At 66.8% G+C, this 20,940-nt stretch carries 20 protein-coding genes; 9 read left to right on the plus strand and 11 right to left on the minus strand.

Going from position 1 to position 20,940, the window contains the following annotated elements; genetic code table 11:
• Positions 1-59: 59 nt before the first annotated feature.
• Together BLS42_RS02320 and BLS42_RS02325 are read right to left on the minus strand one after the other, a co-directional pair.
• Positions 60-944, minus strand: coding sequence for a glutamate ABC transporter substrate-binding protein (locus tag BLS42_RS02320; protein ID WP_090575723.1), 885 nt, complete (start codon positions 942-944; stop codon positions 60-62).
• A gap of 57 nt (positions 945-1,001) precedes the next feature.
• Positions 1,002-1,757 carry an amino acid ABC transporter ATP-binding protein gene (locus BLS42_RS02325; protein ID WP_090575726.1) on the minus strand — a complete coding sequence of 252 codons (756 nt, stop codon included), beginning with the start codon at positions 1,755-1,757 and terminating at the stop codon, positions 1,002-1,004.
• A gap of 376 nt (positions 1,758-2,133) precedes the next feature.
• On the opposite strand from BLS42_RS02325, the gene BLS42_RS02330 reads away from it, so the two are divergent.
• The 4 genes from BLS42_RS02330 (at position 2,134) to BLS42_RS02345 (ending at position 5,004) form a co-directional block, all read left to right on the plus strand.
• A complete protein-coding gene (locus BLS42_RS02330; RefSeq protein ID WP_371129492.1) occupies positions 2,134-2,862 on the plus strand; it encodes an LOG family protein in 729 nt (242 codons plus the stop codon).
• A gap of 48 nt (positions 2,863-2,910) precedes the next feature.
• On the plus strand, positions 2,911-3,267 hold the full coding sequence (locus tag BLS42_RS02335) for a DivIVA domain-containing protein (protein ID WP_090576104.1): 357 nt from the start codon (positions 2,911-2,913) through the stop codon (positions 3,265-3,267).
• Between the two features lie 101 nt (positions 3,268-3,368).
• Positions 3,369-4,580, plus strand: a complete 1,212-nt coding sequence (locus BLS42_RS02340) for a hypothetical protein (RefSeq protein ID WP_256336202.1) — start codon at positions 3,369-3,371, stop codon at positions 4,578-4,580.
• A 256-nt stretch (positions 4,581-4,836) separates the two neighbouring features.
• A complete protein-coding gene (locus BLS42_RS02345; RefSeq protein WP_079550332.1) occupies positions 4,837-5,004 on the plus strand; it encodes a DUF3117 domain-containing protein in 168 nt (55 codons plus the stop codon).
• Between the two features lie 136 nt (positions 5,005-5,140).
• Here BLS42_RS02345 and BLS42_RS02350 read toward each other — a convergent pair whose 3' ends face one another.
• Positions 5,141-5,773, minus strand: a complete 633-nt coding sequence (locus BLS42_RS02350) for an O-methyltransferase (protein ID WP_090575730.1) — start codon at positions 5,771-5,773, stop codon at positions 5,141-5,143.
• Positions 5,774-6,046: 273 nt separating this feature from the next.
• Between BLS42_RS02350 and sigE the strand changes: the two genes are divergently transcribed.
• The 3 genes from sigE to BLS42_RS02365 all read left to right on the plus strand — a co-directional run bounded on the left by sigE (position 6,047) and on the right by BLS42_RS02365 (position 8,307).
• Positions 6,047-6,700 (plus strand): RNA polymerase sigma factor SigE, encoded by a 654-nt coding sequence (sigE, locus tag BLS42_RS02355; protein ID WP_256336185.1) that lies wholly within the window; start codon positions 6,047-6,049, stop codon positions 6,698-6,700.
• A gap of 119 nt (positions 6,701-6,819) precedes the next feature.
• Complete coding sequence (locus BLS42_RS20105) at positions 6,820-7,833, plus strand: hypothetical protein (RefSeq protein ID WP_090575734.1); 1,014 nt, start codon at positions 6,820-6,822, stop codon at positions 7,831-7,833.
• 81 nt (positions 7,834-7,914) lie between these two features.
• Complete coding sequence (locus tag BLS42_RS02365) at positions 7,915-8,307, plus strand: twin-arginine translocase TatA/TatE family subunit (protein ID WP_090575737.1); 393 nt, start codon at positions 7,915-7,917, stop codon at positions 8,305-8,307.
• A gap of 76 nt (positions 8,308-8,383) precedes the next feature.
• Here the strand turns inward: BLS42_RS02365 and BLS42_RS02370 are convergent, their stop codons facing one another.
• The 3 genes from BLS42_RS02370 to BLS42_RS02380 are packed head-to-tail and all read right to left on the minus strand — an operon-like array spanning position 8,384 to position 11,632.
• The gene (locus tag BLS42_RS02370; RefSeq protein WP_090575740.1) at positions 8,384-9,511 is read right to left on the minus strand and encodes an Mrp/NBP35 family ATP-binding protein; all 1,128 of its coding nucleotides are present in this window, start codon (positions 9,509-9,511) and stop codon (positions 8,384-8,386) included.
• A gap of 11 nt (positions 9,512-9,522) precedes the next feature.
• On the minus strand, positions 9,523-10,368 hold the full coding sequence (locus tag BLS42_RS02375; protein ID WP_090575744.1) for a DUF1003 domain-containing protein: 846 nt from the start codon (positions 10,366-10,368) through the stop codon (positions 9,523-9,525).
• Positions 10,349-11,632 (minus strand): magnesium transporter MgtE N-terminal domain-containing protein, encoded by a 1,284-nt coding sequence (locus BLS42_RS02380; protein WP_090575747.1) that lies wholly within the window; start codon positions 11,630-11,632, stop codon positions 10,349-10,351. Before BLS42_RS02380 ends, BLS42_RS02375 begins: the two co-directional genes overlap by 20 nt.
• Before the next feature lie 77 nt (positions 11,633-11,709).
• On the opposite strand from BLS42_RS02380, the gene BLS42_RS02385 reads away from it, so the two are divergent.
• On the plus strand, positions 11,710-12,582 hold the full coding sequence (locus BLS42_RS02385; protein WP_090575748.1) for a YflT domain-containing protein: 873 nt from the start codon (positions 11,710-11,712) through the stop codon (positions 12,580-12,582).
• Positions 12,583-12,715: 133 nt separating this feature from the next.
• Here BLS42_RS02385 and BLS42_RS02390 read toward each other — a convergent pair whose 3' ends face one another.
• Positions 12,716-14,299: an aminopeptidase P family protein gene (locus BLS42_RS02390; protein WP_090575751.1), complete on the minus strand. Its 1,584-nt coding sequence runs from the start codon at positions 14,297-14,299 to the stop codon at positions 12,716-12,718.
• Between the two features lie 123 nt (positions 14,300-14,422).
• On the opposite strand from BLS42_RS02390, the gene BLS42_RS02395 reads away from it, so the two are divergent.
• Positions 14,423-15,268, plus strand: a complete 846-nt coding sequence (locus tag BLS42_RS02395) for a PHP domain-containing protein (RefSeq protein WP_090575754.1) — start codon at positions 14,423-14,425, stop codon at positions 15,266-15,268.
• Between the two features lie 80 nt (positions 15,269-15,348).
• On the opposite strand, the gene BLS42_RS02400 is transcribed toward BLS42_RS02395, so the two are convergent.
• From BLS42_RS02400 to BLS42_RS02415, 4 genes are all read right to left on the minus strand, one after another.
• Complete coding sequence (locus BLS42_RS02400) at positions 15,349-16,536, minus strand: IS30 family transposase (RefSeq protein WP_090575756.1); 1,188 nt, start codon at positions 16,534-16,536, stop codon at positions 15,349-15,351.
• 129 nt (positions 16,537-16,665) lie between these two features.
• Positions 16,666-17,538: a DNA-methyltransferase gene (locus BLS42_RS02405; RefSeq protein WP_090575758.1), complete on the minus strand. Its 873-nt coding sequence runs from the start codon at positions 17,536-17,538 to the stop codon at positions 16,666-16,668.
• Between the two features lie 8 nt (positions 17,539-17,546).
• Complete coding sequence (locus tag BLS42_RS02410; RefSeq protein ID WP_090575761.1) at positions 17,547-19,322, minus strand: DEAD/DEAH box helicase; 1,776 nt, start codon at positions 19,320-19,322, stop codon at positions 17,547-17,549.
• Positions 19,323-19,752: 430 nt separating this feature from the next.
• Positions 19,753-20,364, minus strand: coding sequence for a DUF305 domain-containing protein (locus tag BLS42_RS02415; protein ID WP_090575765.1), 612 nt, complete (start codon positions 20,362-20,364; stop codon positions 19,753-19,755).
• Between the last annotated feature and the right edge of the window lie 576 nt (positions 20,365-20,940).

Here is a 20,940-nt window from a genome sequence, read left to right on the forward strand (position 1 = left end):
CGGGGGTGGCGGCCGCCGGGCCGCGGAAGATCCGCAGGCCCGGCAACCGCCAGTGCCGACTAGTAACGGTCGATCGTGGGAAGCGAGGGCGCGGGCTTGATGACGGTGCCGGCGGTGTCTTCCCAGGCCTTCTTGTAGGACCCGTCCTTGTCGAAGGCCTCCAGCTGGTCATTGATCCACGTGCGGAAGGCCGTGTCGCCCTTCTTCAGGCCGATGCCGTACGGCTCCTTGGTGAAGGTCTGGTCCGAGGCCAGCTTGAAGGCATCCGGTTCCTTGGACACGAAACCGGCCAGGATCACGTTGTCGGTGGTGACCGCTTCAACCTGGTGGTTTCGCAGCGGTTCAAGGCAGGCGGAGTAGGTCGCGGCCGGAACCAGGACTGCTCCGTACTTTTCCACGATCGTCGAGGCCGGCGTGGATCCGGTCACGGAGCAGACGTTCTTGCCCTTGACGTCCTCGGGCTTGGTGATGGAGTTGTTGTCCTTGTTCACCATGAGAGCCTGTCCGGCCTCGTAGTACGGGCCGGCGAAGTCCACTTGGGTCTTGCGCTTGTCATTGATGGTGTACGTGGCGACGACCATGTCCACCTTGCCCTGCTTGATGAACTCCTCGCGGTTGGCGGAGACAGTTTCAAGCCACTCGATCTTGTCGGCGGGGATGCCCAGCTTGGCGGCAATCAGCTTGCCGATCTCGACGTCGAAGCCGACCGGCTTGCCGTCGAGGCCCTTCTGGCCGAAGAGCGGCTGGTCGAACTTGGTGCCGATGGTGATCTTGCCTGCGGATGCAAGCTTGGCCATGGTGGAATCGGCGGCAAAGCTCGGCTTCTCGGCTACGGGCGGGTTGGTGGTAGTGGAGGAGCTTCCGCCACAGGCACTCAGGCTGAGCGCGAGTGCTGCGGATGCGGCAACCAGAAGGGTTTTCCTTCGGGTCAAAAATGCCTTCATGACATTCCTTTCATTGACGGCCGCCGTCCGGCGGCCAGGGTGCGAATTCGTAGTCGGTCAGTGTGTCAGCAGCTTGGACAGGAAATCCTTGGCCCGGCTGCTCTTGGGGTTGGTGAAGAATTCCTCGGGGGTCGCGTCCTCGACGATCTGGCCGTCTGCCATGAACACGACGCGGTCCGCCGCCTTGCGGGCAAAGCCCATCTCGTGGGTGACCACGATCATGGTCATGCCTTCCTTGGCGAGCTGGACCATGACGTCCAGGACCTCGTTGATCATTTCCGGGTCGAGGGCAGAGGTGGGCTCATCGAAGAGCATCACCTTTGGCTTCATGGCCAGGGCGCGGGCGATGGCAACGCGCTGCTGCTGGCCACCGGAGAGCTGGGCCGGAAGCTTGGGGGCCTGATGCCCGACGCCGACGCGCTCCAGCAGTGCCATGGCGTCCTTGTCGGCCTCGCCCTTGGAGACGCCCTTGACCTTGATGGGGCCGAGGGTCACGTTTTCCAGGATGGTCTTGTGGGCGAACAGGTTGAAGGACTGGAAGACCATGCCGACGTCGGCGCGCAGCTTCGCCAGTTCCTTGCCCTCCGCGGGCAGTTCCTTGCCATCGATCTTGATGTCGCCGTCGTCGATGGTCTCGAGACGGTTGATGGCGCGGCAGAGCGTGGACTTGCCGGAACCCGAGGGGCCGATGACAACAACAACCTCACCCTTGCGGACGTTCAGGTTGATGTCCTTCAGGACGTGCAACTGGCCGTAATGCTTGTTCACGGCCTTCAGGGAGACGAGAGCATCGCCGGGCACTTGAGTAGTCATAGAAAGAATCTAGCGAAGATTGACGCAATATGACCGCAATCACTCTGTTTAGTGCAGATCGTGATTCAAGAGATACCTGCACGTCAGCGTCCCTTGCGGGGCAGCCGCCGGCCTCTCTGCTGCCTCCCTCCGCTGCCTCCCTCTGGGGGCCCGGGCGCCGCCTGCAGCCGTTCCGGCGCCGACGCGCCGACGCGGCGGCGGCCCAGTTCCGCGCTAGCCTATGGGCATGAGTACCGATCCGCAGCACGGCCCCAAGCAAAACGAAGAACAGAAGAACGCCGGAAAGCCGGCCCGCGAGGCCCGCACCGCCCCGGCGCCCAACGGGATCCGCCACAAGGGCCCGCTTGAGCTGCGCCGCAAGGCTGCGAAGGTCACGATGTCCGATCAGACATTGCTGGACACCACGGGTGCGGGCCAGTTCGTCCACACCGACCCCTGGCGCGTCCTGCGGATCCAAAGTGAGTTCGTGGAAGGATTCGGCGCCTTGGCCGACCTCGGCCCGGCGGTCAGCGTCTTCGGCTCCGCCCGCACCGTGCCGGGGAGCCGGAACTACGAGCTCGGCGTCGAGGTCGGACGCCGGCTGGCCGAGGCCGGACTGGCGGTGATCACGGGCGGCGGCCCGGGGTCGATGGAAGCGGCGAACAAGGGCGCCGTGCAGGGCAACGGCGTCTCCGTGGGGCTCGGGATCGAACTGCCCTTCGAGCAGGGCATGAACCAGTGGGTGGACCTGGGCATCAACTTCCGGTACTTCTTCGCCCGCAAAACCATGTTCGTCAAGTACGCGCAAGGCTTCATCGTGCTCCCCGGCGGCCTCGGCACCCTGGATGAGCTCTTCGAAGCCATGGTCCTGGTCCAAACCCGCAAGGTCACCTCGTTCCCGATCGTGCTGTTGGGAACCGCATTCTGGAGCCCCATGCTCGAGTGGGTCCGGGACACCCTCGTCGCGGAGGGGATGGTGTCGGCGGAAGACCTGGACCTCCTGCAGGTTGTGGATGACCCCGCGCTGGCCGTCGAGTTGGTCGTCGAGGGCGCCGCCCGCCACCGGAACCCGAACGGCGGCTCCACCAACGGCGGCAACCCGAACACCAAGGGAACACGGGGCTGAACCGTCCGACTGAGCGCTCCGGCGTCCGGCTTCTGGCACGATGGTGTGGTGAGTCTCTTCCTGGTCTTCGTGGCGATAGTGCTGATCGGCGTCGCCGTCCTCCTGGGCACCGGCCTGGCGCCGAAAATCTTCCGCCGACGCCGGGACGGCGCTGCAGGCGGCTCCTTTGACGACGGCTTCGACGAGCCGGTCGCATCCCTGCCGCCGGTCCTGCTGCCCGAGCGCGCGGCCGCGGCGGATATCGACCGTCTGCGCTTCGCGGTCGGACTTCGCGGCTACAGGATGGACCAGGTAGACCAGGTCCTTGATGATCTGCGGGACCAGATCATCGCCAAAGACCAGAAGATCGAGGCCCTCGGGGAGGAACTGGAACGTCTCCGGCCGCCGACCGAAGAGCGTCCGTGAGCCACGTGGAAGACCCGGAAACTGTCGCGGAGACTGAGGCCCTGAAGCCGCAGGGATTGAACGCTGCGCTGTGGAGCCGCATCGCAGCCGCGGGCGCCCGGATGGCGCGGTGGCCGTGGTGGGTGCAGGTGGCCGGCCTGTACATCGCCGCCCGGCTCGTCAGCGCCTGTATCTTCATGGCTGCCGCCCTGCACCAAGGCGTGAATCCTTGGTTTCCCGCCAAGCCCGACTACTGGAACTTCATCAATATCTGGGACGCCCGCTGGTACGCCGAAGCGCTCCAGTCGGGGTATCCGGCGCTCTTGCCGACCAACGCCGCCGGCACCGTCCAGGAGAGCACGTGGGCGTTCTACCCCCTGTTTCCGGTACTGGGCCGGGTGGTTTCCGGGGTCACGGGCACGGGCGCGGCGTGGTCGCTGACGGCCATCGCCCTGGTCTCCGGGGTAGGAGCAGCCCTCGTGGCGTACAGGATTTTCCGGCACCGGGCCACCCATCGCACGGCGCTGTGGGGAACCGTGTTCCTGGCGACATTCCCGGTGGCGCCGGTGCTGCAAGTGCCCTACGCCGAGTCCCTGAACCTGCTGCTGCTCTGCGCCGCGCTGCTGCTCGTCATGGAGCGCCGGTACCTCTGGGCCATGCCGGTCGTGGTCCTGATGTGCCTGTCCCGCCCCACCGGGGTTCCGTTTGCCGTGATGATGGGGCTTTTGTTTCTCTATCGTTTCTGGCAGCGCCTCACCACGAAGGGCCTCACAGCGAAGTCCCTCACAGGGCAGGGCCGCGACAGCGTTGAGGCCCCCGGCAACGCGGAGCTCTGGTCCCTGGGTGGCCTCACCGCCGTCAGCGGCATCGGTGCGCTGCTGTGGCCGGCCATCGCCTGGGCCGCGACCGGCGATCCGGGCGCCTACACCAAGACCGAAACCGCATGGCGCGGCGATGACCTGGTGCCGTTCAAGCCGTGGTTCGACACCGGCATCATGCTGTTCGGGCCGACGCTCGGCCTGCTGGCGCCCTTCGTGTTCGTTGCCGCGTTCACCCTGTTGATGATGTCCCGGCCTGTCGTCGCACTGGGCACAGAACTGAGGCTCTGGTGCTGCTGCTACGTGGGGTACCTGCTGGTCTTCCTGCACCCCCAGACCAGCACGTTCAGGATGCTGCTGCCGCTGTTCCCGCTCGCCCTCAGCGCCGCCCTAGTCTCGCGTTCCCGCGCCTACCGTGGCTCCGTGGTGGTCATGTTCGTGCTGCTGCAGATCGTCTGGATTGTGTGGCTGTGGGCGTGGGCGCAGCTGCCGGGCGGAGGGGACTACCCGCCGTGACGCACAGCACCATTTGGCGGCGCCGCCGCGGCGTGGCGGGACGCGCTGGAAAGTCCAACGATTAGCTACGCGCGCATTGTTACGCGATAATAGAGGATAAGCAAGGACAAGAAGCACACAGAATTCGTAAACGGTTTATTTGTGAGTTTGCCTGTCACGGCGGCCTCCTGGAGCGCTGCCGGGCGGCTTTGATTGGCCAAGCGGACGCAGCCCGGCCGGGCTGGTATGTCAGGGACTAATGGAGGGGATATTCCTTATGGCGGCAATGAAACCACGCACCGGCGACGGCCCAATGGAAGTGACGAAAGAGGGACGAAGCCTGATCATGCGTGTTCCGCTCGAAGGCGGGGGGCGGCTCGTGGTCGAACTCAATGCCGCTGAGGCGACAAACCTCAAGGAATGCCTCGTCGGCGTCACCGAATAGCGTCACGCCAAGAGCTTTCGCAAAAAGGGCGGGGTCCCGGCCACCAGGCTGCGGACCCCGCCCTTCGCTGTCTGCGCTTGACCCCTGTTCGGCGGCCAGCTCGTGCCCGCTACTTTTGCCTGCTACTTATTGCCGGCTACTTCTTGACGGCGATCAGCAGGCCGTCGCCGGTGGGCAGCATCGCGGAGGCGAGGCGGTCGTCGTCGCGGATGGTCTTGCCGATCTGGCGCAGCACCACGGTGGTGGACTCGCGGGCGGCCGGATTCGCGACCCGGTCTTTGTCGAGGGCATCGTTGACGATCAGCAGGCCGCCGGACTTGAGCAGCCTGACGGCCTGTTCCACGTAGCTGGGGTAGCTGGGTTTGTCGGCGTCGATGAACACGAGGTCGTAGGCCCCGTCCGTAAGCCGGGGCAGGACATCGCCCGCCCGGCCCGAAATGGTGCGGGTGCGGTTGGCGGGGCTGCCTGCTTCGTGGAACGCTTCCCGGGCGGCCTTGAGGTGTTCGACGTCGACGTCGATGGTGGTCAAAACAGCCTGCGGGCCCAGCCCGCGCAGGATGCACACGCCGGACACTCCTGCGCCGGTGCCGATCTCCACCGCGGTCTGTGCCTTGGACGCTGCCGCCAGCACCGTCAGCACGGCGCCCACGCCGGGACCGATCGGGGTCACGCCAAGCTCGAAGGACCGTTCGCGCGCGTGCAACAGGACCTCATCCTCGGCAGGCAGATCTTCTGCGTAGGACCAGCTCGTGGACTTATCGGCGCTCATGGGATATCGCTTTCTGGGCGGCAGGGGAGTATTCCCTACAGCGTACTGTGTCCGGCGGGACGGGACGCGGAGGCGCCAGCGCCGTGGCCCCGGCAGCAGGAGAACCGTTCTGCCTTCGGCGGAAGGCTGCAATGGATCAGGAAATTCCCAGCTTATTTTGACATGATGGGTATCCGCTCATCCGCGTGGTGATCGGCGTCGAATGAAGGGTGCAGGAACCTGTGCGAGCAGGCACAATTCAGGCGTAGGTACCATCCACGAGGGGAGAGGACGATGTCGATTCTGGCACCTGTCCCGGCAATTGAGGCAACTGACTCAACCGACCAGTCACGGACCGCGGCGGAAGCCGAATGGGTCCGCCCGACCTGGGAGGAAGTGGTGACGAACCACTCCGCCAAGGTCTACCGCCTTGCGTACCGGCTGACCGGAAACAAGTACGACGCCGAGGACCTCACCCAGGAGGTGTTCGTCCGGGTCTTCCGTTCGCTGGAGAACTTCAAGCCGGGCACACTGGACGGCTGGCTGCACCGGATCACCACCAACCTGTTCCTGGACCAGGCGCGGCGCAAGAGCCGGATCCGCTTTGACGCCCTGGCCGACGACGCCGAGTCGCGGCTGCCGGGCCGGGAGCCCGGGCCGGAGCAGAGCTTCGAATTCAACAACCTCGACGTCGATGTTCAGGCAGCGCTCGAGGAACTTCCGCCGGACTTCCGCGCCGCCGTCGTGCTGTGCGACCTCGAGGGGCTGTCCTACGACGAAGTCGCCGCCGCGCTGGACATCAAACTCGGGACCGTCCGGTCCCGGATCCACCGCGGCCGGACCATGCTGCGTGAAAAGCTCGCGCACCGCGACCCACGTCCTGCGCAGCAGGCCAAGCAGTCCCTCAAGCCGCGGCTCAAGATGCCGCGCATCGCCGGCCTGCTCTGAACCGGTCAATGGGTCTGCTGAGACGTTTACTGGGAGGCTCTGGCTGCGGGGTCCGGGGCAGGACCGGCCATGCCAGGATCGGCGCTACCCGAAAGTGGGCCGCCGGCCGCCATGATCATATGGAATCTTGCGCCGAATGCCGTGCCCGGCAACAGCGCGAGCGCCAGTACCTCGAGAAGCTCCGCGGCGCCCCCGTGCCTGAGGCCAGCGAGGACCTGACCGCACGGCTCCTGGCACGGACCGGGCAGTTGGCCGCGGAGACGGCAGCCGGTAGCGCTGCCGCGCATCCACAGGGCGGCCTCCGCCGCGGCTCCCGACTGCCAGTGCTGGCAGTTGGAGGGGCCTTGGCCGCCTTAGCCCTCATGACCGGAACCGCGTACGTCATGGGAGGCGACGACGCGGTCCCCGCCGACGGCGCAGGGGCCTCCGCCCTCGCGCCCCCGGACACCCCCGGGCTGCCCGCCAGCAGTGAACCGTTCGGTGCAGGGGAGTTTGACGCAAGCGGATCGGACAGCCCCGGCGTCCCCGGAGCAGAGGGAACCAGGCCCCGTGTGGCGTTCGGCCTGGGCGGTGAGCCCGACTTGACCCCCGCCGGGACGCTGACCACCGGGCAACTTGCCGCGCTCCGGTCGCAGGGATGGACATGTCCGGAGCTGCGCGACCTCGGATTCCATCTCATCTGGGCCCGCGCCGGCGTCATCGCCGGAGACGAGGTCCTGGAACTTCGCCTCACGGACGGCCGGCACTTCGCCACGGTCCTCGAGCAGCACGCTGCGACGCGGGCCCCCGGCACGGCCCCCGCACCCGCCGAAGTTTCACCCATTAACGTGCTGACCGGACACGCCGCCGTGGCGGACGGCTTCACCCCGGCCACGGCCGGCATGCCGTCGGCCGCCCCGGATTCCGGAAATGGCACGCTCTGGGTCAACCCTGCCCCGCCCTACCGTGCCATCTTCCAGACCTCCGCGGCCACGTACACGTACATTTCGGAGCTGCCGGCCGAACAGGCCGACGATGGCGTCTCCGCACTCACCCGGGTCAGCAGCGGCACTCCGGTGCGGGCCTCACGCAACGGAATTCCGGAGCGGATCGAGCGTGGATTGAGCCGAATCCTGGAGCACCTGGCACCGTGAGGCAGGGACGGGCCGGACATGGCCGGCGTTCGGTCGTCGCGGAATCGTCGCCAGCCCGAACGAGAGGGTAATCTTCCTAAAGTGCTTGGAATCAATGGACCGGAGTTCTTACTTCTGCTGATCATCGGCCTTCTGGTGATTGGTCCCAGCAGGCTGCCCGAATACACCCAAAAACTTGCCAATATTGTCAAGGAAGTGCGCCGGATGGCGTCCGGTGCGCGGGAACAGATCAAAGAAGAAGTCGGCATCGATATCGATGAGGTCGACTGGAAGAAGTACGATCCGCGCCAGTACGATCCCCGCCGGATCATCAAGGAAGCGCTCCTCGAGGATGACACCAAGCCGGTGAGCACCGGGGCGCCCGCAGCTGTGTCCACGGCCGCCGCCACTGCGGTCGCAGAGCACCGCCCGGCGCGGATTCTCGAGCGGCTGCCCGAGGGCGAACCGGCGCCCTTCGACTCAGAGGCGACCTAGGACTTCCCCCGGCGCCCGGGCCCGGATACCGGGGCGGGGGCGGCAGCCGCCAGCGGTCAGCCACCAGAGGGAGCTGTCAGCGGGGCTGCAGGCCCAGCGGCATGCCCTTGAGCCCGCGGGGAACCGACGCCAGCTTGCCGGCGATTCCCGCCAGGGCCACGGCCGCAGGCGTCTCCGGACGGCCCAGCACCACCGGCACCCCGGAGTCCCCTCCCTCACGGAGCAGGACTTCGAGCGGAATCTGGCCCAGCAGGGGCACGTCCTCTCCCACAGTGGCCGAGAGGCGCTCGGCGAGCACGGCGCCGCCGCCGCTGCCGAACAGTTCCATTCTGCCGCCGTCGGGCATTTCAAGGTAGGACATGTTTTCCACGACGCCGGCCACGGTCTGGCCCGTCTGGGTCGCGATCGCCCCGGCCCGCTCGGCAACATCTGCGGCGGCCGCCTGCGGCGTGGTCACGACGAGGATCTGCGCCTTGGGCAGCAGTTGGGCGACGGAGATCGCGATGTCGCCGGTGCCCGGGGGCAGGTCCAGGAAGAGGGCGTCGAGGTCGCCGAAGTAGACGTCCGTGAGGAATTGCTCCAGCGCCCGGTGCAGCATAGGGCCGCGCCAAGCCACGGGCTGGTTCCCGGTGACGAACATGCCAATGGAGATGACCTTGACCCCGTACGCCACCGGCGGCAGGATCATGTCGTCCACCCGCGTGGGGGCCTGCGTGATGCCCATCAGCCCCGGCACGGAGAAGCCGTAGACATCCGCGTCCACGATCCCCACACGGAGGCCCTGGGCAGCCAGGGCGCACGCCAGGTTGACCGTCACCGAAGACTTGCCCACGCCGCCCTTGCCGCTCGCGACGGCGTACACCCTGGTCAGCGAGCCCGGCGCGTTGAACGGGATGCCGCGCTGGCCGCCGGCGCCGCGCAATCGCTCCTTGAGGGCGTCCCGCTGCTCCTGCGTCATGACTTTCAGGTCCACCTCGACGCCGGTGACGCCCGGGACGGCGGACAGGGCCGCCTCAGTGTCGGCTGTGATGGTGCCGCGCAACGGGCAGCCTGCGATGGTCAGAAGTACCGCGATCCGCACGGTGCCGCCGTCGGCGATCTCCACGGACTCCACCATGCCGAGCTCGGTGATGGGGCGGCGGAGTTCAGGGTCGATCACGGTGGCAAGTGCGCTGTGCACTGCCTGTTCCAGCGGGGTGCTCATGCGGGCGATGCTCAGCTTTCGGGGATGGTGCGGTGTGCGGGCAGGCGGGTGGGGTCGGCAGCGTCCCCAGAGCGGTTCGCCGATGGGTTCGGCAGCGATTTCTCCGAGGGGTCCTCCGCAGGGTCCTCCGCAGGGCCCTTCGCAGGGCCCTTCGCAGGGCCCTTCGGCTGGTCCTCCCGCTTGCCGCCGGACTTGACGCGCGGGATCTGCTGGGTCCGGGGGCTCCGCTGCTTGTCGCGCCGCTCCTTGATCTTCTCCTTGACCTTTTCGCGCGGGGTCTCGTGGACGCCGGCGGAAGGATCGTGGGTGCGCAGTTCCTCCTGGGCCTCCAGCATGTCCTCCAGCAGGCTGCGCAGCTCGGCGCGGACGTAGTCGCGGGTGGCGACCTCGCGCAGCGCGATGCGCAGGGACGCAAGTTCCCGGGTCAGGTACTCGGTGTCGGAGAGATTGCGCTCGGCCCGCTGGCGGTCCTGCTGGAGCGAGACTTTGTCGCGGTCGTCCTGGCGGTTCTGGGCCAGCAGCAGCAGGGGCGCGGCGTAGGAGGCCTGCAGGGACAGCATGAGGGTCAGCAGGGTGAAGCCCAGCGCCCGTGAATCGAACTGCCATTCCTCCGGCGCCCACGTGTTCCAGCCCAGCCAGAACAAGCAGAACACTGTCATGTACATCAGGAACGCGGGAGTGCCCATGAAACGGGCGAAGCCTTCCGTCGCATGGCCGAAGGCGTCCGGGTCGGGACGGAAATTAGGCAGGATACGCTGCCGGCCGCTCAGGGGAGTGTCGAGGCCGCCGGTGGTCCTGCCGCCAGGGCGGACATTGGAGGTCCGTGGTGCTGTGGGATCAGCCAATGCGGCCTCCAAGCTTTCTTATCGGGGCGTCGTCCTCGTGGGCGCGCCAGTCGTCCGGCAACAGATGATCAAGCACGTCGTCAACAGTCACCGCCCCCACAAGCCGACCGTCCTCGTTGACAACTGGAAGGGAGTTGAGGTTGTACGTTGCCAGTGCGCGGGCGACCTCGCTGATGTGGGCCTGGTCGGAGACCGGCTCCAGGCTCTTGTCCACCAGGTTGCCCAGCGGCTCCGGCGGCGGAAAGCGCAGGAGCTGCTGAATATGGACCACGCCGAGGAAACGTCCCGTCGGGGTCTCCAGCGGGGGCCGGGCGACGAAGATCGAGGAGGCCAGGGCGGGGGAGAGTTCCTCCCGGCGGACGTGCGCGAGTGCCTCGGCGACGGTTGCTTCCGGGGGCAGGATCACCGGCACGGGGGTCATGAGCCCGCCGGCGGTGTCCTCGTCGTATTCGAGCAGGCGGCGGACGTCCTCGGCGCCTTCGGGTTCCATCAGCTGCAGGAGTTCTTCAGCCTGGGCGCTGGGGAGTTCGGCGAGGAGGTCGGCGGCGTCGTCCGGATCCATCTCCTCGAGGACGTCGGCGGCGCGATTGACGTCCAGGGCGGAGAGGATTTCCACCTGGTCACCTTCGCGCATCTCCTGCAGGACGTCCGCGAGCCGTTCGTCCTGGAGTTCGCTGGCAACCTCGAAGCGGCGTTTGTCGCTCATTTCCTGCAGGGCCTCGGCGAAGTCGGCCGGCTTCAGGTCCTCGTGGGTGGCCACGAACTGGGTGGCGGCCTGAGGCTCGGTCTTGGCGCCTTGCCGGGCATCGGCCCAGTCGATGATGAGGGTTTCATTGCGGCGCAGCCGGCTCAGCGGCGAGAGGGAGTGGCCGCGGCGGACGAAGAGCTTGCTGACGAACCAGTCGCCGGAGCGGTGCCGGTCCATGGCGATGTCCTCGATGGTCGCATCGCCGCTGCCGTCCGCAAGGGTCACCCGGCGGTCGAACATTTCAGCCACCACGAGGGTTTCCGCGCCGCGCTGTTCGAAACGGCGAAGATTGACCAGCCCGGTGCAGATGACCTGGGTTTGGTCGATGGACGTAATCCGGGTCATCGGGACGAACACACGCTTCTTGCCGGGAACCTCGACGACGATGCCCACGACATGCGGGGCGCCCCTGGTCCCGCGGGAGAGCACCACGACATCGCGCAGCCGGCCTAGACGGTCGCCCAATGGGTCGAAGACGTCCAGTCCGAGGAGGCGCGCGACAAACACTCGCGAAAGATTCGTGCTCACTCCTACAGGCTACCGAGTCTGCTCTCTTTTAGCTGAATTTCCAGCCGCACACCAGCCGGATGGGTGAGAATGGGCATATGTCAAACATTTTTGGTGCTCCCAGGGCCGGTGCCCCCAACGGCCCGGACGAGGCCCGCGCTGTCCCGAGAGGCGACGTCGTCGGTTCCTACAACTCCTACCTGGATGCCCAGAAGGCGGTGGACTATCTGGCTGACCAGCAGTTCCCCGTGCAGATGGTGTCGATCGTGGGCAACGACCTGAAGATGGTGGAGCGGGTAACCGGCAGGCTGACCTACCCCCGCGTCGCACTCTCCGGCGCCCTCAGCGGCATGTGGTTCGGTCTTTTCGTCGGCGTCATGCTGTCCTTCTTCTCCACGACCCCCGGTTATTTCTCGATTGTGACGTCCGTGCTGATGGGTGCCGCGTTCTTCATGCTGTTCGGCATCGTCACTTACGCCATGCAGCGCGGCAAGCGTGACTTCACCTCAACGAGCCAAGTGGTGGCGACCAACTACGACGTCGTGGTCTCCTTCGAGGCCGCCGGCGAAGCGCGGCGCCTGCTCCACCAGCTGCCCATGACGCCGCATGACGCGTCCGGTGCCGCGGCTGGCGGTTACGCGCAGCACGACTACGGTCACCAGGAACCGCAGCAGCCCGGCACGCAGCAGGGCCATGCGCCCCAGCGCCCCGCGGGCTGGAACGATCCGTACGGCCAGAGGACGCCGGAGACCGGCGGCGAGTCGGCCGGACAGTATCAGGGCGGCACGCCCCAGCAGGAGGGCGCCGCAGGCCCCACCCAGGCGGCACCGGCCACGGAGGAAACGGCCCGCCCGGCCGGCCGGGTCTCAGGTGTGACCTACCCGGACCTCCCGGACGGCCGCCCGCAGTACGGGGTCAGGGTCACGGACAGCGACAAACCCGCGCCGGGCCAGGACGGCCAGCAGCCCTGATTCCAGGCAGCACTGAGGCCGGACGGCAAAAACAGGCAGCAAAAGGGAGGGTCCCGGATAACCGGGACCCTCCCTTTTCTGCTCTGAGCCTTTTGCGGATCTAAGGCTTTAGCGGATCTGAGCCTTGTCCGACCTACGGCGTCTGGCCGTCGACCTCCAGGTAGATGCCCGCCATCCAGGACTCGACGTCGTCCGCCTTGCGCGGCAGTGATGCGCTGAGGTTGACCGGGCCGCCGGCCGTCATGAGGATGTCGTCCTCGATCCGGACGCCGATACCGCGGTATTCCTCGGGGATGCCGATGTCCTCGTTCTTGAAGTACAGGCCGGGTTCGATCGTGAACACCATTCCGGGCGTGAGCACGCCGTCGAGGTACAGTTCCCGCTTCGCCTGGGCGCAGTCGTGGACGTCGAGGCCGAGGTGGTGGCTGGTGCCATGCGGCATCCACCGGCGGTGCTGCTGGCCCTCGGTGCTGACGGCTTCCTCCACGGAGAGGGGCAGGAGGCCCCATTCGGCGAGCCGTTCGGCCAGCACGGTGGTGGCTGCGGTGTGGATGTCCCGGAACTTGGTGCCCGGCTGGGCCGCGGCAAAGCCGGCGTCGGCGGCGTCGAGCACTGCCTCGTAGACCTTGCGCTGGATCTCGGAGAACTTGCCGTTGGCCGGCAGCGTGCGGGTGACGTCGGCCGTGTACAGGGAGTCGGCCTCGACGCCCGCGTCCAGCAGCAGCAGTTCACCGGCATTGACCTTGCCGGTGTTCCGCGTCCAGTGCAGCACGGTGGCGTTGTTGCCCGAGGCGGCAATGGTGTCGTAGCCGAGCTCGTTGCCTTCCTCGCGGGCCCGGGCGAAGAACGCGCCTTCCACCACGCGCTCGCCGCGGTGGTGGGTGAGCGCCCGGGGAAGTGCCTTCACGACCTCCGTGAAGCCTGCCACTGTGGCGGCGACGGCGGTCTTCATCTGTTCGATTTCCCATTCGTCCTTGAGGAGGCGCAGTTCCGAGAGGGCCTCGGTGAGCTTCTCGTCCAGGGCGTCGAGCACGCTCAGGTCAAGGTTGTCGGGGTCCTTGGCCGTGTTGTAGCGCGCCGTGTCCACGAGGGCGTCAATGTTGTCGTCAACCTTGCGGACCAGCCTGATGGAGACTCCGCCGATCTCGGGCGCACCGACGTTCTTGGTGATGGCGACTTCGAGTTCGGCTATGTCCGCCGTGGCCAGTCCGAGCTTCGCCTGGAACTCGGCCAGGGTCGGGCGTGCGCCGATCCAGAACTCCCCGGAGCGGGAGTCGGCGTAGAACTGCTCGGTGTCGCGGCCGGCCAGTGGGCGGAAGTAGAGGGTGGCGTGGTGGTTTCCGCCGTCGTCGCCCGTGCCCTCCGCCACCGGTTCCAGGATCAGGACCGCATCGGGTTCGTGGTCCAGGCCGAGGCCGGTGAGATGCGCGAAGGCCGAGTGCGGCCGGAAGCGGTAGTCGCAGTCGTTGGAGCGGACCTTCAGCGGGCCGGCGGGGATGACCAGGCGTTCACCTTTGAACTGGCCTGAGATGGAGCGGCGCCGGGCTGCGGCGTGGCCTGCGACGGCGTCCCGTTCGGGGAGCTGTTGCGGGGCCGGCGCCCAGTTGCTGGCCATGAAGGCCTTGAAAGCGTCGGAACTGGGCCGCTGTGACCGGTTGTTGACGCGCTCTTCGAGGGGCTGGGAAGCGGAGACTTGGGTGTTATCTGCATCGTTCACCGTCCCATAGTCTCACCAGCGCCGCGGCTTAGGCCAACGGCGCGCTCGCGCTGCAGGGCAGCTGCAGGGCACTGCCACGAAGGAGCCGAGGCTTTGGATCCGGCCATCTACTAGGCTGGTGAGGTGAGGATCGACCTGCATGCGCACTCCAACGTTTCCGACGGCACCCAGGCGCCGGCTGACGTCATGGAGTCCGCCGCCGCTGCGGGCCTCGACGTCATCGCCCTGACCGATCACGATTCCACGTCCGGGTGGGCGGAGGCCGCCGCCGCTGCCCGGAAAACCGGGGTGGCCCTGGTCCCGGGCATGGAGATCTCGTGCCGGACGGCGGAAGGCATCAGCGTCCACCTGCTCAGCTACCTCCACGACCCCGCGCATTCTGGACTGCTTGAGGAAATCACCAAGGCCAAAGACGCCCGGCACACAAGGGCGCAGCGGATGGTCACCCTTTTGTCCGAGGACTACCCGCTGACATGGGACGACGTGATCCACCACGTCGCGCCGGGCGCCACCCTGGGCCGCCCGCACATCGCCGACGCGCTCGTCGCCGCCGGCGTGGTGGAAGACCGGGCCGAGGCCTTCGGCTCCATCCTCACCGCACGTTCGCGGTACTGGGTCCAGCACTACGCACCGGAGCCGGCGCTCGCCGTCGAACTGGTCCGTGCAGCCGGCGGCGTCCCGGTGTTTGCCCACCCAGTCGCGTCTGCCCGCGGGCGGATCGTGGGGGAGCAGACGTACCGGGAGATGATCGACGCCGGGCTGGCCGGCCTGGAAATCTACCACCGGGACAATCCCGAGGAGGGCCGGGCGTTCCTCCGCCGCATCGCCGAACGCTACGGCCTGCTGGTCACGGGGTCCTCCGATTATCACGGCGCAGGCAAGCCCAACGTGCTGGGGGAGAACCTGACCTCCGCAGAAGTTTTTGCCCGGATCGAGGAACTGGGCACTGGCTCGTCCGTCATTCGCTGAGGGCCCAGGACCCGCGTTGCGCTATCACTTAGGGTCCCTCTGAGGCCGGCAAAGTCAAGTAGTCGGAGCAACGCGGGGGTTTAGGCTGCGTGCAGCAGCTGGTTCAGCCGGTTGGCTGGGGTCTCCAGGTTGAGGGTGGGCCGGGGCCGGCGGTTGAGTTTCGCGGCGACCCGGCGGAGGTCCTCCGGAGTGTGGACGGAGAGGTCCGAGCCTTTCTCGAACCAGAATCTCAGGAGCCGGGTGGTGTTCTCGTTGGACCCGCGCTGCCAGGGCGCGTGCGGGTCGCAGAAGTAGAGCGTGGTGTCGAGCGCTGTTTGGATCCGGGCGTACTCGGCGAGTTCCGAGCCGCGGTCCCAGGTGATCGACCGTCGCAGGTGGTCCGGGAGCTGTCCCATCTCCCGGATCATCGCGGCAGCGACGGTGTCGGCGGTGTGGTCCTCGGGGAGGTGGAGGAGGATCGTGAAGCGGGTTGAGCGTTCCACCAGGGTGCCGATTGCGGTCCCGCCGCAGCCGATGATGAGATCCCCCTCCCAATGTCCCGGGACGGCCCGGTCCTGGACCGAGGCCGGGCGTTCACTGATCTTGAACGCCTCCTTGTAAGGGCTGTTCTTGTGCCGGTCCGCGGCGTGGGGAACGCGTTGCTTCCGTTTCAGGCTCAGCTTTTCCGCCAGATCCGCCCGCAGACTTCCGCGGGTTTGAACGTATAGCGCCTGGTAGATCGTCTCGTGGCTCACCTGCATAGTCTGATCATCGGCGAAGTAAAAGACCAACATGGACGAGATCAGTTTTGGGCTCCACCCGTCATCCATCCACACACCGATCAGCCGGCAAAGCGCCTCGTCCTCGACGAGCTTCAACGGCTTGGGCCGGCGCCGGGCCTGATGGGCCTTAGTGTGGGCGACCGAGGCGTAATACACCCCGTCCGCGCTGGCGTTGCGGTTCACCTCCCGCCAGACCACGGACTTGTCCCGACCAATCGCCTCGCCAATCCTGGCGTAGCTAAGCCCGCTGCGCCGGCCCATCTGGATCATCCCCCGCTCAGCCAGATTCAACGCCCGCCCACCCGGGCCCTCCGCCGTGGGCGCCGGATCCGAAAGACCACCAACAGGCCCCATGCTCACAGTCATCATCCGGCCAGACTGGGCCCACCAGTTCCTCCCGGTCCCTTGCGTGGCTCCGACACGCCGGGCGGCAGCGATGATCGACATCCCTGCGCACACCAGATCGAAGAACTCGGTGCGGGCATTGGGAGGAAATGACTTGACCATGAAACGCTCCATCAATCAGAGCGTTGCTACGACCGTATGACTTTGCCGCCGGATAGCCGCCACACGTGATAGGGCAACTGGTGTGATAAGGCAAGGGGCGGGACAGCGCAACAGAAGGGGTGGCGGGGGTCAGGCCGTCGGGAACGACGTGAACTGCGCTTGCGCGGCCAGGCGCTTGGCCATCACGTCGATGGCCGGCTGGTTCTGGTCCACGCACACGAACCTGCGGTCGAGTTTCGCGGCCACGGATCCGAGCGTGCCGGAACCGGCGAAGAAGTCCAGGCACCAGTCGCCGGGCCGGCTCGACGCCGCAACTACGCGGCGGATGAGCCCTTCCGGCTTCTGCGTCGGGTAGCCGGTCTTCTCCTTGCCGGTCGGCGAAACGATCGTGTGCCACCACACGTCCGTGGGAAGCTTGCCGAGCTCGCGCTTGGCGGGGGTGACGAGTCCGGGCGCCATGTACGGCTCACGGTCCACCTCGACGCTGTCGAAGTGGTACTTCGCCGGGTTCTTGACGTAGACCAGGATGTTGTCGTGCTTGGTGGGCCAGCGGTACTTGGCCCGTGCACCGTAGTCGTACGCCCAGATGATCTCGTTCAGGAAGCACTCCCGGCCGAAGATGGCGTCCAACATGACCTTCGCGTAGTGCACCTCGCGGTAGTCCAGGTGCAGGTACAGGGTGCCGTCGTCGGCCAGGAGCCGCCAGGCTTCCACGAGCCGGGGCTCGAGGAAGGACCAGTAGTCGCTGAACGCGTCGTCGTACTTGTGCAGCGCGCCCTTGATGGTGTCGTAGGACCGGCCCTTGAACCCGACGCGGTCGCCCTCGCCGCCGGCGTTGAGCACCATCTTGGTTTCCTGGCGCCGCTGGACCCGGCCGGTGTTGAAGGGCGGGTCCACGTAAATCAGTGTGAAGGCGCCGTCCGGCAGCGTGGGGAGGTATTCCGCGTTGTCCGCGTGAACCACCAGGTTGCTGCCGTCCGGCGCCCAGACGGTGTCAGTCATGGAGGGGATTAGGCCTCGGCGCCGCTCGGCTGTGCGTCGCCGCCGGCCACTACCTCGCCGTTGCGACGGCGGGTGCGGGTCCGGCGTCGGGCACGGGTCGCCCGGTCCACCTCGGTGGGGGCCTTTGCTGCCGGGGCGGCAGCAGCTTCCGGGCCCTGTCCGCTGGCAGTGGAGGTCGTGGCGGCATCGGCGTCGGCGGGACGGCGACGGCGATCGCCGGAGCGTCCGCCGGCTTCGGTGCCGCTGCGGCGTGAGTCACGGCCGCCGGTTCGGCTGCCTTCGCGGGCGCCGTCACGGCCACCGGTGCGGGTGCTTTCGCGGGCGCCGTCACGGCCGCCGGTGCGGCTGCCTTCGCGGCCACTGTCCTTTGCGCCGTCCCTTCCGCTGCTGCGGGTGTTCTTCTTGCCGGTCTCGCCGAGGTCCTCGAGGACCTCCGCGTCGACGCCGGCAAGCACACGCTTGTCGCGGGGCAGCCGGCCCTTGGTGCCCGCGGGGATATCGAGTTCCTCGAACAGGTGCGGCGAGGAGGAATAGGTCTCCACGGGCTCGGGGTAGCTCAGGCCCAGGGCCTTGTTGATGAGCCCCCAGCGCGGCATGTCATCCCAGTCAACAAAGGTCACGGCGGTGCCCTTGTTGCCCGCGCGGCCCGTACGGCCGACGCGGTGCAGGTAGATCTTCTCGTCCTCGACGCACTGGTAGTTGATCACGTGCGTGACGTCGTCGACGTCGATGCCACGGGCGGCGACGTCGGTGGCGACGAGGACGTCAACCTTGTTGTTGCGGAAGGCGCGCAGCGCCTGTTCGCGGGCGCCCTGGCCGAGGTCGCCGTGGATGGCGGCGGCGGCGAAACCGCGGTCCACCAGTTCCTCGGCCACCTTCGCGGCGGTGCGCTTGGTCTTGGTGAAGATGATGGTACGGCCGCGTCCGCGGGCCTGCAGGATGCGGGCTACCACTTCCACCTTGTCCATGCTGTGGGCACGGTAGATCAACTGGCGGATGTCGCGCTTGGTCAGGCCCTCGTCGTCCGGGTCAGCGGCACGGATGTGGGTCGGCTGGGTCATGTAGCGGCGGGCCATGGCGATGACCGGGCCGGGCATGGTGGCGGAGAACAGGAGCGTCTGGCGCACCGCGGGGGTGCCGGCGATCAGGGTTTCCACGTCCGGCAGGAAGCCGAGGTCCAGCATCTCGTCGGCCTCATCGAGGATGACCATCTTGACGTTCTTCAGGCTCAGGTGCTTCTGCTTGTAGAGGTCGATCAGGCGGCCCGGGGTGCCGACGACGACTTCGACGCCGTTCTGCAGCGCCTCGACCTGCGGCTCGTAGGCGCGGCCGCCGTAAATGGTGGCGACGCGGGCGTTGCGCTTCTTGGCGGCGTTCTCGAGATCTTTGGCCACCTGGACAGCGAGTTCGCGGGTGGGCACGATCACCAGGGCCTGCGGGGCGCCGGGAACGGCCAGCTTTTCGAAACCGGCGTCGTCACGGCCGACAACGCGCTGCAGCGCCGGGATGCCGAAGCCGAGGGTTTTGCCCGTACCGGTCTTGGCCTGGCCGATGATGTCGTGTCCGGCCAGTGCGACCGGCAGCGTCATGGCCTGGATCGGGAAAGGATGGGTGATGCCGGCGTCGGCCAGGGACTCCACGATGTCCGCGCGGACATTGAAGTCAGCAAAGGTCTTTTCGGCAATCTCGTGCGGCTTTTCGTCCGAGATGATGGTCTCTTCAGGCTCGATGGTCTCCGTGCCGGACTCATCGGTCAGAAGCTGGTGCGTGTGCAATTCACTCACAGGGGAGTTTCCTTATTCATTTTGGGCTGCGCTGCTTGCTCAACGGGGCCGGCCATAGGGGCCGTTCCGGAGCACGCTCAGGCGCGCAAGCATTTCCAGTGGAAGCCGATCGCGGGCTATCTAAATGCTGGCACTGGGACCAACGGGTGTATCTCAAGATCGCGTAGGGGCGGGCTTGTTGAATTCGAAAATCATGGAAATCAACGACCGGGCATCCATTTCTACCTCTCCAGTCTAGCTGGCTATAGGTCGTGTCAAGTGCATGCCGCGGGCATGACAGTGCGCGCACCGTGTCAGGCGGGCGTCCTGAGGTGTTCCGAAGCCTGATTTTCCTGTCCGGACTCTCCGTCATTCTGCTGCGGCCGAACTTGCGTTAGGCGGCTGCCGGGGAAGGCCCCGGTCCGACGACGGACCGGGGCCGGGGCGCTGGCTAGAGGCTTGCCAGCAGGGCCTTCATTTCCTGGATTTCAGCTTCCTGGGAGGTCACGATCGATTTGCTCAGCTGGATGGCGTCGGGGCTCTTGCCTTGGCTGATTTCAGTCTTGGCCATCATCACCGCGCCCTCGTGGTGGGCGATCATCTGGGTCAGGAACAGCTTGGCCGCTTCGGTGCCCTGGGCGGCGTCGAGCGTCTTGAGGTCGTCGTCGCCCATCATCCCGTCACCCATGCCGTGGCCGGACGCCATCTGGGTGGGTTCGTTCCAGGTCTTGAGCCAGTCCGTCATCATCTCGATTTCGGGTGCCTGTGCGGCCTTGATTTTGGTGGCGAGTGCGGTGATCCGGGCGTCCATGCCCTGTTTCTTGAGCATCATGTCGCTCATTTCCACGGCCTGGGCGTGGTGCGGGATCATCCCTTGCGTGAACATGGTGTCTGCCGCGTTATGGTCCGCGGCTGCGGGCGCTGAGCTGGAGGCCATGCCCATGCCGCCGCTGCCCATACCGGGCATGGTGCTGGTAGGTGTGCTGCCGGAGTTGCCGGCGCAGCCGGCAAGGGCGATGGCGGCGGCGATGCCGAGGGCAGAAATGGTCAGGGTTTTCTTCATGGGGGTCAAGTCCTTCAATCATCAAATCGGCGTTGTGGCACGCCTGCGGATAACACGCCCGCGCCGCAGGAAGAACAGGGTGGAGCGTGTCGGGTAAGTGGGGGCGCCGGGCACGACACGGCACGATCCGGTCTTACGTCCGGCTGATGGAAAGATCGCCCGGCGAAGGACTTGCGGGGAGATAGGAGTAGGCCCGGACGGCGCCCTCTCCGCGAGTGTCCGGGTTGCGGATTGACGGGGGTGCCATGCCGGGCGGGGGCGCGGCCAGGGAGGTCACGGCCGCCGACGGCACACAGGCTGCGTGCATCGGCGAAAGGTCGGTGCACATTGATTGGCACATGCACGACGCCGATGGTACAGCCGCTCTGCTGTTGCCCGTGGGCTCGGGACACGATGAGGTCATAGGGGTCGGAACCATGGAGTCATCCGCCGTTGCGCCGGCTGGCGGCGAATGGGCAGCGGGATGAAATGCGAAGCTGTTTGCGGCCTGGAAAGACGCCCCGGCTGGTTCCGCGGAAGAAGTCGCCGCAGCCATGGCATGAGCGCCATGCATCCCTGTCATGATGTGCATCCCCA

This window comes from Arthrobacter sp. ov407 (assembly GCF_900102895.1).
Lineage (GTDB): Bacteria > Actinomycetota > Actinomycetes > Actinomycetales > Micrococcaceae > Arthrobacter.

Coding starts and splice junctions, on each gene's coding strand:
- BLS42_RS02320 (WP_090575723.1), bottom strand. CDS start 944: ATGAAGGCATTTTTGACCCGAAGGAAAACCCTTCTGGTTGCCGCATCC.
- BLS42_RS02325 (WP_090575726.1), bottom strand. CDS start 1,757: ATGACTACTCAAGTGCCCGGCGATGCTCTCGTCTCCCTGAAGGCCGTG.
- BLS42_RS02330 (WP_371129492.1), top strand. CDS start 2,134: ATGTCCGATCAGACATTGCTGGACACCACGGGTGCGGGCCAGTTCGTC.
- BLS42_RS02340 (WP_256336202.1), top strand. CDS start 3,369: ATGGCGCGGTGGCCGTGGTGGGTGCAGGTGGCCGGCCTGTACATCGCC.
- BLS42_RS02345 (WP_079550332.1), top strand. CDS start 4,837: ATGGCGGCAATGAAACCACGCACCGGCGACGGCCCAATGGAAGTGACG.
- BLS42_RS02350 (WP_090575730.1), bottom strand. CDS start 5,773: ATGAGCGCCGATAAGTCCACGAGCTGGTCCTACGCAGAAGATCTGCCT.
- sigE (WP_256336185.1), top strand. CDS start 6,047: ATGTCGATTCTGGCACCTGTCCCGGCAATTGAGGCAACTGACTCAACC.
- BLS42_RS20105 (WP_090575734.1), top strand. CDS start 6,820: ATGGAATCTTGCGCCGAATGCCGTGCCCGGCAACAGCGCGAGCGCCAG.
- BLS42_RS02370 (WP_090575740.1), bottom strand. CDS start 9,511: ATGAGCACCCCGCTGGAACAGGCAGTGCACAGCGCACTTGCCACCGTG.
- BLS42_RS02385 (WP_090575748.1), top strand. CDS start 11,710: ATGTCAAACATTTTTGGTGCTCCCAGGGCCGGTGCCCCCAACGGCCCG.
- BLS42_RS02400 (WP_090575756.1), bottom strand. CDS start 16,536: ATGGTCAAGTCATTTCCTCCCAATGCCCGCACCGAGTTCTTCGATCTG.
- BLS42_RS02405 (WP_090575758.1), bottom strand. CDS start 17,538: ATGACTGACACCGTCTGGGCGCCGGACGGCAGCAACCTGGTGGTTCAC.
- BLS42_RS02415 (WP_090575765.1), bottom strand. CDS start 20,364: ATGAAGAAAACCCTGACCATTTCTGCCCTCGGCATCGCCGCCGCCATC.